Origin of the sequence: Oscillatoria sp. FACHB-1406 (assembly GCF_014698145.1) — a bacterium.
GTDB lineage: Bacteria > Cyanobacteriota > Cyanobacteriia > Cyanobacteriales > Spirulinaceae > FACHB-1406.
On the sequence record NZ_JACJSM010000007.1, the window covers coordinates 239281 to 249499 of the forward strand.

Here is a 10219-nt window from a genome sequence, read left to right on the forward strand (position 1 = left end):
GGGAGCAAGATTATTTGGAGAAGACGATTGCGTCAATCAAGCAATCAATCAAGCGATCGCGCTCCATCGGTATAATCTCCTTGCCGTGTAACATTTCTTGCACGATCAAAAAATGCACGATCGCGCCGATAAAAACTCGCGTTGTTGCTTCAGGATCGGACAGTTTTAGGTGCGGACAACTCGTAAAATACTGGCAGATCTTTTTAAAAGCCGTTTGCTCGATATTGCGAACGAAAATGCGAGCTAGCTCCGGAAAACGACCCGATTCTCCTAAGATCAGCCGCATAAAATTTAGGAATTGCGGATCGCTCGTTCCCAGATCTAAGGCTCGATTGGCAAAACGCCGAAGAACAACCTCCGGCGGCATTTCCCCAATTTGCTCGTCCTTAAGCCCAAAAACAGACTGAAACTTTTTCTCGACGAGCCGTCGAACCAGCGCGGCAAATAAGCTCTCTTTGTCCTGAAAGTGATTATACACGGTAGCTTTTGAGACTTTCGCCGCGCTCGCAACGCGATCCATACTCGTCGCTGCATAACCATGCGCCAAAAACTCTTGCATCCCTCCGACTAAGATCGCTTCGGTTTTCTCGCTCGAGAGTTGTCTGTCTGCGCGTTTGGGTTTGGTCTGTCCCATGCCGGGTTCATCCTTAAGGGTAATCGATCTGCCTTCTCTTGACATTCTAAACTAATCGGTTTAGTCTAAAAAAACAGAACTAAACTAATCGGTTCAGTCTATCAGGAGACAAGAACCATGCAGGATGCAATCGGGTATAAAGATGCGTCGATTAAAGGAACCTCGCGGCGATGGGTCGCGATCGCGGCAATTCTCCTCTTGGGGGTTGGGGGCGCGATCGCTTACAATTGGCGACGGGTAGCCTTCGTGAAACCAGAAACCCCCGCCCCGGTCGCTGCCCCGGTAATCCACACCGTAACAGCCCTAGGACGATTATCCCCTCGGGGGGAAACGGTTAAACTGTCCGCCCCGTCTTCAACTCAAGGGAATCGAGTCGATCGATTGTTAGTGGAGGAAGGCGATCGCGTTGAGGTCGGTCAGCTAATTGCGGTACTCTATTCGCGCGATCGCCTGCAAGCCGTTCTTGCCGAAGCCCAGCAAGAAGTAAGCCTTGCACAGGCAAAACTTGCAGCCATTCAAGCGGGGGCAAAATCGGGCGAAATCGAGGCGCAACGGGCAGAAGTAGCCAGATTAGAAGCCGATCGCCAGGGTAGCATTGAAGCGCAAGCAGCGGCAGTACAACGGTTGCAGTTGCAACTCCAAAACGCGCAGACGGAGTACGATCGCTACCAAACGCTTTATCAAGCGGGGGCGATTTCTGCCTCCCAGCGGGATAACAAGCAATTAACGCGCGATACGGCCCAACAGTCCTTACAAGAAGCGCAAGCCACGCTAGAACGCCTTCGGACGACGCGCCCGCAGGAATTGAATAAAGCCAGGGCAACCCTAGCCGGAGTTGCAGAGGTGCGTTCTGTCGATGTGGAAGTTGCGCGGGCGGAAGTGAATCGCGCGATCGCGAACTTCAACGAAGCCAAGGCGAGTTTAGCCGAAACCGAAGTGCGATCGCCGATCGAGGGCGAAATCCTCGATATTCATACGCGGGCGGGCGAGACAATTTCCAGCGATGGCATTGTTGAAATCGGTCATACCGAACAGATGCAAGCGATCGCAGAAGTTTATCAAAGCGATGTCGCAAAAATCCACTCCGGACAGCGCGCGCGCGTCACCAGCGATGTCTTCCCGGAAGCCTTAACCGGAACCGTCGAGCGAGTGGGTTCCCAAGTGCGCCGCCAAACCGTGGTTAATACCGATCCTAGCGCTAACATTGATTCCCGAATCATTGAAGTGCGCGTCAACTTAGATGCGGCTTCCAGCCAAAAAGCCGCGAAATTCACCAACTTACAAGTTCAGATTGCGATCGAACAATGATGGGATTAATTCGGCAACTCCAACGTCGGACTCCGCTGGGATGGTTGCAACTGAGGCATGACAAAGGTCGTTTAATGGTTGCCCTGGCTGGGATTGCCTTTGCAGATGTATTGATGTTCATGCAACTCGGCTTTCAGGGTTCCTTATACGACAGCAACACCCGCGTCAATCGCGCCATGTTAGCAGACATCGTTTTGCTCAGTCCGAAAGCGCTAAATCTGCAAAATATGTCCACCTTTTCGCGGCGGCGACTGCTGCAAGCGAAGGACGTTCCCGGCGTTCAAACGGCAACCGCGTTGTATGTCGGTAGCATCACTTGGAAAAATCCTCAAACGCTGCTCAGTGCAACCGTTCAAGTTTTAGGTTTCGCGCCCGACGAGCCAACCTTTAACTTACCAGAAGTCGAGCAACAACTCGACAAGCTCAAATTGCCCGATAATGTACTGTTCGATCGCAAAGCGAGGGGGAAGTATGCAGATGCGATCGCGCGCATCGATCGCGGAGAAAAGGTAACAACAGAAGTCGATCGACGCACCTTAACCATTGCCGGACTCTTTAGCTTAGGCGCATCCTTTGGGGCGGATGGTAGCTTGATGGCAAGCGACCAAACCTTTTTGCATCTATTCCCACGTCGCAATGCGGCTAGTATTAGTATCGGACTGATTCGAGTCAAACCGGGCAGCGATCCCCAGCAAGTTGCAACGGCCTTAAAAGGGCATCTGCCGGAGGATGTGCGCGTTTTAACGTATCAGGAATACGTGGAATTTGAGAAAAACTATTGGCGAGTTGCAAGTCCGGTGGGATTTGTATTTGGCTTGGGAACGGCAATGGCTTTTGTGGTGGGCGTTGTCATCGTTTATCAAGTGCTATCGACAGACGTAAATGCCCACCTCAAGGAATATGCAACCTTCAAAGCAATGGGCTACAGCAATTCCTATTTATTGGGCGTAGTGTTTGAAGAAGCAATTATCCTTGCAGTTTTAGGCTTTATTCCCGGTTCGATCTGGCCGTTGGGCCTTTATGCCCTAGCCGCCAAAGCAACCGCCTTACCGATTCATATGACCGCTTCTAGGGCAGTAATTGTGTTCCTGTTAACGGTAATCATGTGCTTGCTTTCCGGCGCGATCGCAACTCGAAAACTTCAGTCTGCCGATCCCGCAGAAATGTTTTAATACCAACTCTCAGTTACAATGCACTAAATTTTTCGTCGTAGGGGCATAACATTGTTATGCCCTCTTCGGGAATCGTGCAAAATCAATGAGAACTTGAGTAATTCGTAATTCGTAATTCGTAGTTGGTAATTTGTGGTTCGTAGTTATAGAAAAAGTTAAACTAATGCCTACCAAACTCGCGATGGAAAGTGCAATTTCGATTGGACATCTCAATCATTACTTTGGTAAAGGACAACTTCGCAAACAAGTCTTATTCGAGATCGATCTCGAAATTAATACAGGCGAAATTGTCATTATGACCGGCCCTTCGGGTTCGGGAAAAACCACTTTATTAACATTAATCGGTGGCTTGCGAGCCGCTCAATCTGGCAGTTTGCAAGTCCTCGGACAGGAATTATACGGCGCAACTTCTCAACAACTCGCGCGAGCGAGAAAGTACCACGGCTATATTTTTCAAGCGCATAACTTGCACGGAAGTTTAACGGCATTGCAAAATGTTAAAATGGGCTTAGAACTGCATCAAGAACTTACTGTAGCCGAAATGAAAGCGCGATCGCGGCAGATGTTAGAACAAGTGGGATTGGGCGATCGCATTGATTATTACCCCGAGAACTTATCCGGCGGACAAAAACAACGAGTTGCGATCGCGCGCGCCCTCGTCAGCCATCCCAAATTAGTCCTCGCCGACGAACCCACCGCCGCCTTAGATAGTAAATCGGGGCGAGATGTCGTTAATTTAATGCAAACTTTAGCCAAAGAGCAAGGCTGCACGATTTTATTAGTTACTCACGATAATCGGATATTAGATATAGCCGATCGCATTGTTAGCATGGAAGATGGAAAGTTAAAAGAAAACGCTACTACCGCTTCGTAACATTCAAATCCAGGCAATTCGTAGGTTAGGTAGAGGAACGAATGCCGTTTGATATCAGTGCGGCGATCGACAAAAACGAAATGTTATCGTAGGGGCATTGCACTGCAATGCCCTTTCCAGGCACGATGGACGCGACAAATCGGATGTGACAAAATTGGTAGGGGCGCAAGGCTTGCGCCCGCCAGAGATGCCTTGACAGAATTGTTGCAGTACCAACTCAAACAAAAGTTTAATTAAACTAGCATGATGGAAATCCTGACCTTAGCAGCAGCCCAAGCCATTGCCAAGATTGCCCTCGATAAATTCATAGAAGGAGGGGCTGGCGAACTTGGGAAGAACATGACGGGTGCTGTCACCGAGAAAGTCAAGCAACTTGGCACCGTTGTTTGGAACCGGATTAAAGGCAATCATCGAGCCGTAGAAGTCTTGCAGGGAGCCGCTGAAAATAAACCCGAAGCGCTAACCCAACTGAAAAATTATCTTTACAGCCAATGGCAAGACGAAAACTCGGAATTTGTCCGAGAGGTCAAAACCTTGGCAGATGACATTCACTTTGAACTGACGCAAATCGAAGACAATAGCCCGATGACCGTGAATAATTACGGCGGCACTAACACGAATTACCAGACGAAAACAGGGAAGGATAATACCAACTATTTTGGTGGCACTCACAACCACGGTAAATAAGGGCATAGCAGTGCTCATGGGTGTCAACTTAACGTGAAACCCCACTCAGAAAGTGGAATCGCCCTCACCCCCAGCCCCTCTCCCAACCCTGGGAGAGGGGAGCAAGAGAGAAGAATTCACCCCCCTCGCCATGCAACAAAAGAACGAAAACAGCACCGGCTATCAAACGCAAACGGGAGATAATAACACCAACTTTTTCGGCGGCGAGCATCACCATATTTATCCCCAAACCTCGCCCCCTCAACCCCTCGGAACTCCCGATAACCTCCCCCTTAGCGACGTTGCCAAATTCGTCGGGCGCGAAGAAGCCCTCGCCACCGTCCATCAAAACTTGCAGGCAGCCCAAACCGCCGTCATTTCCTCCGTATCCGGGATGGGCGGCGTGGGCAAAACCGAACTCGCCTTGCAGTACGCCTGCCGACACCGTACCGAACAAACCTATCCCGGCGGGATTTGTTGGATTAACGCCCGCGCGCAAAATGTCGGGATTGGGATTCTCGATTTTGCGCGGGTTCAATTGGGCTTGCAAGCGCCCGACTTTCTCAACACCGTAGCCGAACAAGTGCAGTGGGTTTGTCAGCGCTGGCAGGGAGAACCTATCCTGATTATCCTCGACGACGCGATCGACGAAGCCGCCGTGCGACCTTACCTCGACGGACTCGATGCTCGCTTTCGGGTGCTGGTGACGACGCGCTTAAAGCTGGGAAGGGAAGGCACGCGCTTGGAATTGGAAGTGTTGAAGGAAGCCGATGCTTTGGAATTGCTGCGGGCGCTGGTGAACGAACCCGCACGGATTGACGGGCAGCTTGAGGATGCGAAGCGGTTGTGCGAGTGGTTGGGCTATTTGCCCTTGGGGTTGGAGTTGGTGGGGCGGTACTTGGCGCGCAAACAGGATTTGAGCTTGGCGGAAATGTTGGAGCGCTTGGAGGCAAAACGCCTCGCCGCCCGCGCGCTGGTCGAAACCAACGAGGATATGACGGCGAAATTGGGCGTAGCGGCCGCGTTTGAGTTGAGTTGGCAGGAATTGCCCCAAGCAGCGCGGGTATTATCGGGGTTGCTGAGTATCTTCGCTTTAGCGCCGATTCCTTGGGCGTTGGTAGAAGGCTGTTTGTCGGATTGGGATGAGGAGGAGTTGGAAGACTGCCGAGATGACGAACTATTGGGGCGAAGTTTGCTCTCGCGGGAAAAACAAGGGACTTATCTGCTTCATTCGCTGATTCGCGAGTTTTTTGCAGTGAAGTTAAAAGACGAGTTAAGCGAAGTTGCCGAAGGGTTAAAGCCGAAATTTGCTGGCGTTCTGACAGAAGTGGCGAAGACAATCCCGCAGACGGTGACGCTGAGCGATATCGAGCGGGTGGAGGAGGCGCTACCGCACTTGCAGGAAGTCGCCGATAAACTGACATCCTGGTTAGACGATAATACCGATATAACATGGCCGTTTATCGGACTGGCGCGAATGGCAGAAGCGCAGAGTCGCTGGCTGGATGCCGAACATTGGCTTAAGACTTGCCGAGACACAACAGAACGGCAACTGGGAACCGAACATCCCGATACCGCAAAAAGCCTCAACAATTTGGCGCTATTGTACAAGTCAACGGGAAAGTACGCCGAAGCCGAACCCCTCTACCAGCGAGCCTTGGGGATATACGAACGGCAACTGGGAGCGGAACATCCCTACACCGCCACCAATATCGAGAATTTGGCAGGATTGTACGATTCAATGGGAAGATACGCTGAAGCCGAACCTATGCTTCAGCGAGCCTTGGGGATAAAAGAACGGCAACTGGGATTAGAACATCCCGATACCGCCTCCAGCCTCAACAGCTTGGCGGGATTGTACAAGTCAACGGGAAGATACGGAGAAGCCGAACCTCTGCTTCAGCGAGCCTTGGGGATAAGAGAACGGCAACTGGGAGCCGAACATCCCTCCACCGCCCTCAGCCTCAACAACTTGGCAGAATTGTACCGAGCAACGGGAAGATACGGAGAAGCCGAACCTCTTCTTCAGCGCGCCTTGGGGATAAGAGAACGGCAACTGGGAGCCGAACATCTCGACACTGCCTCCAGTTTTAACAATTTGGCAGCATTGTACTCTTCAACCGGAAAGTACGCCGAAGCCGAACCCCTCTACCAGCGCGCCCTGGGGATACATGAACGGCAACTGGGAGCCGAACATCCCTCCACAGCCTCCAGCCTCAACAATTTGGCGTTATTGTACCAAGCAACGGGAAGATACGCTGAAGCCGAACCTCTGCTTCAGCACGCCTTGGGGATAAGAGAACGGCGACTGGGAGCGGAACATCCCGCTACCGCCGCCAGTCTCGACAGCTTGGCGGCATTGTACGGTTCAACGGGAAGATACGGAGAGGCAGAACCTCTGCTTCAGCGCGCCCTGGGGATAAAAGAACGGCAACTGGGATTAGAACATCCCGATACCGCCTCCAGCCTCAACAGCTTGGCGGGATTGTACAAGTCAACGGGAAGATACGGAGAAGCCGAACCTCTGCTTCAGCGAGCCTTGGGGATAAGAGAACGGCAACTGGGAGCGGAACATCCCTACACCGCCTCCAGCCTCAACAGCTTGGCAGAATTGTACTCCTCAACGGGAAAGTACGCCGAAGCCGAACCCCTCTACCTGCGAGCCTTGGGGATAAGAGAACGGCAACTGGGAGCGGAACATCCCTCCACCGCCTCCAGCCTCAACAATTTGGCGTTATTGTACGAGTCAACGGGAAGATACGCTGAAGCCGAACCCCTCTACCTGCGCGCCTTGGGGATAAGTGAACGGCAACTGGGAGCGGAACATCCCTCCACCGCCTCCAGCCTCAACAATTTGGCGCAATTGTATCGAGCAGCGGGAAGGTACGCAGAAGCCGAACCCCTCTACCTGCGAATGCTGAAGATTTTCACACACTGCCTGCCCGAAAACCACCCCTATATTAAGACTGCTTGGAGAAACTTCATTTACTTCATCCGGCAGGCGGTGCAGCAGGGCAGGGCGGGGGAGTTGTCGGCGCATCCCGTCACTCAAGCGATTTTGCAGCAAGTACAATCTTAATCGTAAGTAAGAGGGTTTAAGAAAGAACCAGTACAATAAGAGTAAAAAACGAGTGTCCCTAAATGATTCCAGGGTTTGAGTGGAATGAGGAGAAAGCACGAACGAATTTAAAAAAGCACGGTGTTTCTTTTACGGAAGCAGCAACGGTCTTTGACGATCCCTACTCGTTGATAATGGACGATCCAAAACATTCCTTTGGGGAAGCTCGTTTTATTATTTTAGGCTACTCCGCTGTCAATCGATTATTGCTAGTCGTCCATTGCGATCGCGGTGCAACCATTCTGATCGTCAGTGCTAGAGGCGCTACCCCATTTGAAAGGCGATATTATGAACGAGGATTCTAACTTAATTTCTAACTCCAACCTCTCTGAGGAAGAGATGCTAGATGAATACGATTTCAGTCAAGCCGTTCGCAGAAACTCCCGTCAAAGTCTGGAGGGAAGAACAATCCGCATCGAAACCGAAAACGGCGATCGCTTCGTTCAAATCCGAACGATAGAAACCATTGCACGGGTTAATGATGACGGTCGAGTTACCCTCCAGCTTTCACCCGAAATCGCGCCGGGAGAATATCAAATTACCCTCTTGATTCAAGAGCAGGCGGTGGATATATAATTAGAGTAGATGAACTTTAAAGATTATGTCATCTCTCGAACAACTAACGCGATCTCCTTTGTCTCGGCTCGGTATTCTAAAGGTTCAACTTATCGAACAGTTAGTAGTCAAATCCCGATGACCAAAGATGAAGTTTTCAAAAAAGTTGCAGAAATCAGTGCTAATACCAGATTGATGGGTCGCTGCATAGAATGAAAAATAGGGTGTGGAGCGCGAAGCGTAACGCACCGTTATCCTGAGAATTTAGCGTTAGGAGAGTTTATTCTAGGCAACGCATATTTTTTCACGTGATATTTTATTTATGTCTAATTTTTATAGACTTATTGATAAGATTCATCAAAAACCCGGACTGTATATCGGAGCGCCTTCTTTAAGCAGCTTGTATATGTTTCTCTGCGGATATTCTTTCTGCCGACAGGAGCAAGGAATTGCGATGAGCGCCGAAGAGAAAGAGTTTGAGAAATTCCAAAATTGGATTCAGCAGCGTTTTAAAATTAGTGCTTCTGTGTCATGGGCTAAGATTATTCTGCTCTATTCAACGGACGAGCGTTCTGGCTTTGAAATGTTTTTTAAATTATGGTCTGAGTTTAGAGGAGAGCAGCAAAAGGAAATTTTCGATCGAGCAGAAAATGACGCTCAAAATCGAATCGATCCGCCATCCAAGCATCATCGACAGGAAATCGATTGCATTATTACTGCCCATCAATCTGATGTTGGCTGAAGTTCATTTAAAATCGATTGTTTTTAACTTCGAGGAGCGGCAGAATTTTATGCCAATCTGCGACGAGAAGGAACGCCAAATTTAAAACTCCCACCAATGCTAAAAACTATTGGAGTTTCTATTGCAATGAATAAGAGGGCATAGCAGTGCTCATTGGTGTCAACTTAAGCGGTTGACCCCCAGATAGCCTCTGAAAAGGTAATGTGCTGTCGATGTCGTTTTCTTTGGGCTTTCACCAGACTCAAAACTTGATGATGCTGCAATAAAAACGTCACGACATTGACATTTTCCCCTCGTGACACAGCACGGGAAAAATGGTACAAGCCTCGGAAGACCATCTCAACCGAAATTCTTTCTTTCGGTTGAGATAATTCCTTCGCTACTTCTCCGCACAAATCGTTGAGCACTGTGTAGAATATCCAAGTTGTATAAACTTGAATCTCCACTCCATTTTTGCCCCCAACCCATAAATACGCTAGCCCGAGTAAACGCTTCGTTAACAGAAAAGCTTCTTCAATTCGCCAGCGACGGCGATATAATTCACACACCTGTTGGGCTGATAATTGAGTGGGGTCAAGCACGTTAGTTAGGTAGTAATACCAAGTTTTTCCCCATAAAACTGAAACCAAGCGAACTTCGTAATGGCAAGGGTTGGAGCGATATACACCCATCTTGATAATTTCATCTTTGTAGTGACTTCCTTGCGATAAACATCGCCGTGTTTGGTAGGCAGTTTTTGAGCGTAGGCGGGTCACGAAGTATTTCTGGCGCTCGCTAAACTTATCAAACCACGCAAAGTTGAAAAATCCTAAGTCGAAGATGAGTAAACCTCCTACCGGCAGCTTTTCTAAGAGTTTCTCCATCCAGCTTTGGTCGCTGGCTCGACTCTGCTGTGTATATTCCACTGCTACCGGATGATGCTCAAAGGCTTCGACTACCATCATCATCTTTCCCCCTAACATTTCTGAGTCCTGGCTTTCGGCTTTGAGTTTTTTTCGCAATACTTCGAGTGTGGAGCCATCGGCTATCCACCAAGCTGTAAATTTGTCGTAGCTGGACTGCCAATGGGCTGGCAGTAGAGGCCGATGACTCGAACTCAATTTTTGGGCGATCGCTTCAGCAAAGATTTGATGGAATAATTGCGGAGGTA

At 49.8% G+C, this 10219-nt stretch carries 10 protein-coding genes; 8 read left to right on the plus strand and 2 right to left on the minus strand.

Annotated features, from left to right (window positions below):
* Positions 1-10 precede the first annotated feature (10 nt).
* Positions 11-679 carry a TetR/AcrR family transcriptional regulator gene (locus H6G50_RS10330; protein WP_347239914.1) on the minus strand — a complete coding sequence of 223 codons (669 nt, stop codon included), beginning with the start codon at positions 677-679 and terminating at the stop codon, positions 11-13.
* A gap of 72 nt (positions 680-751) precedes the next feature.
* On the opposite strand from H6G50_RS10330, the gene H6G50_RS10335 reads away from it, so the two are divergent.
* The 8 genes from H6G50_RS10335 (at position 752) to H6G50_RS10370 (ending at position 9069) form a co-directional block, all read left to right on the plus strand.
* Positions 752-1942, plus strand: a complete 1191-nt coding sequence (locus H6G50_RS10335; protein WP_190715841.1) for an ABC exporter membrane fusion protein — start codon at positions 752-754, stop codon at positions 1940-1942.
* Positions 1939-3114, plus strand: a complete 1176-nt coding sequence (devC, locus tag H6G50_RS10340; protein WP_190715843.1) for an ABC transporter permease DevC — start codon at positions 1939-1941, stop codon at positions 3112-3114. The genes H6G50_RS10335 and devC overlap by 4 nt, the downstream gene beginning before the upstream one ends.
* Positions 3115-3277: 163 nt before the next feature.
* On the plus strand, positions 3278-3988 hold the full coding sequence (locus H6G50_RS10345) for a DevA family ABC transporter ATP-binding protein (protein WP_242032777.1): 711 nt from the start codon (positions 3278-3280) through the stop codon (positions 3986-3988).
* Between the two features lie 243 nt (positions 3989-4231).
* Positions 4232-4675: a hypothetical protein gene (locus tag H6G50_RS10350; RefSeq protein ID WP_190715845.1), complete on the plus strand. Its 444-nt coding sequence runs from the start codon at positions 4232-4234 to the stop codon at positions 4673-4675.
* A gap of 130 nt (positions 4676-4805) precedes the next feature.
* Positions 4806-7733 (plus strand): tetratricopeptide repeat protein, encoded by a 2928-nt coding sequence (locus tag H6G50_RS10355; RefSeq protein ID WP_190715846.1) that lies wholly within the window; start codon positions 4806-4808, stop codon positions 7731-7733.
* Positions 7734-7795: 62 nt separating this feature from the next.
* Positions 7796-8077 carry a BrnT family toxin gene (locus H6G50_RS10360; RefSeq protein WP_190715847.1) on the plus strand — a complete coding sequence of 94 codons (282 nt, stop codon included), beginning with the start codon at positions 7796-7798 and terminating at the stop codon, positions 8075-8077.
* On the plus strand, positions 8061-8348 hold the full coding sequence (locus tag H6G50_RS10365; protein WP_190715848.1) for a hypothetical protein: 288 nt from the start codon (positions 8061-8063) through the stop codon (positions 8346-8348). Before H6G50_RS10360 ends, H6G50_RS10365 begins: the two co-directional genes overlap by 17 nt.
* Positions 8349-8781: 433 nt before the next feature.
* A complete protein-coding gene (locus H6G50_RS10370; RefSeq protein WP_190715849.1) occupies positions 8782-9069 on the plus strand; it encodes a hypothetical protein in 288 nt (95 codons plus the stop codon).
* A 164-nt stretch (positions 9070-9233) separates the two neighbouring features.
* On the opposite strand, the gene H6G50_RS10375 is transcribed toward H6G50_RS10370, so the two are convergent.
* Positions 9234-10219: IS4 family transposase (locus H6G50_RS10375; protein WP_190715850.1), on the minus strand; the 986-nt coding region annotated here is incomplete at its 5' end.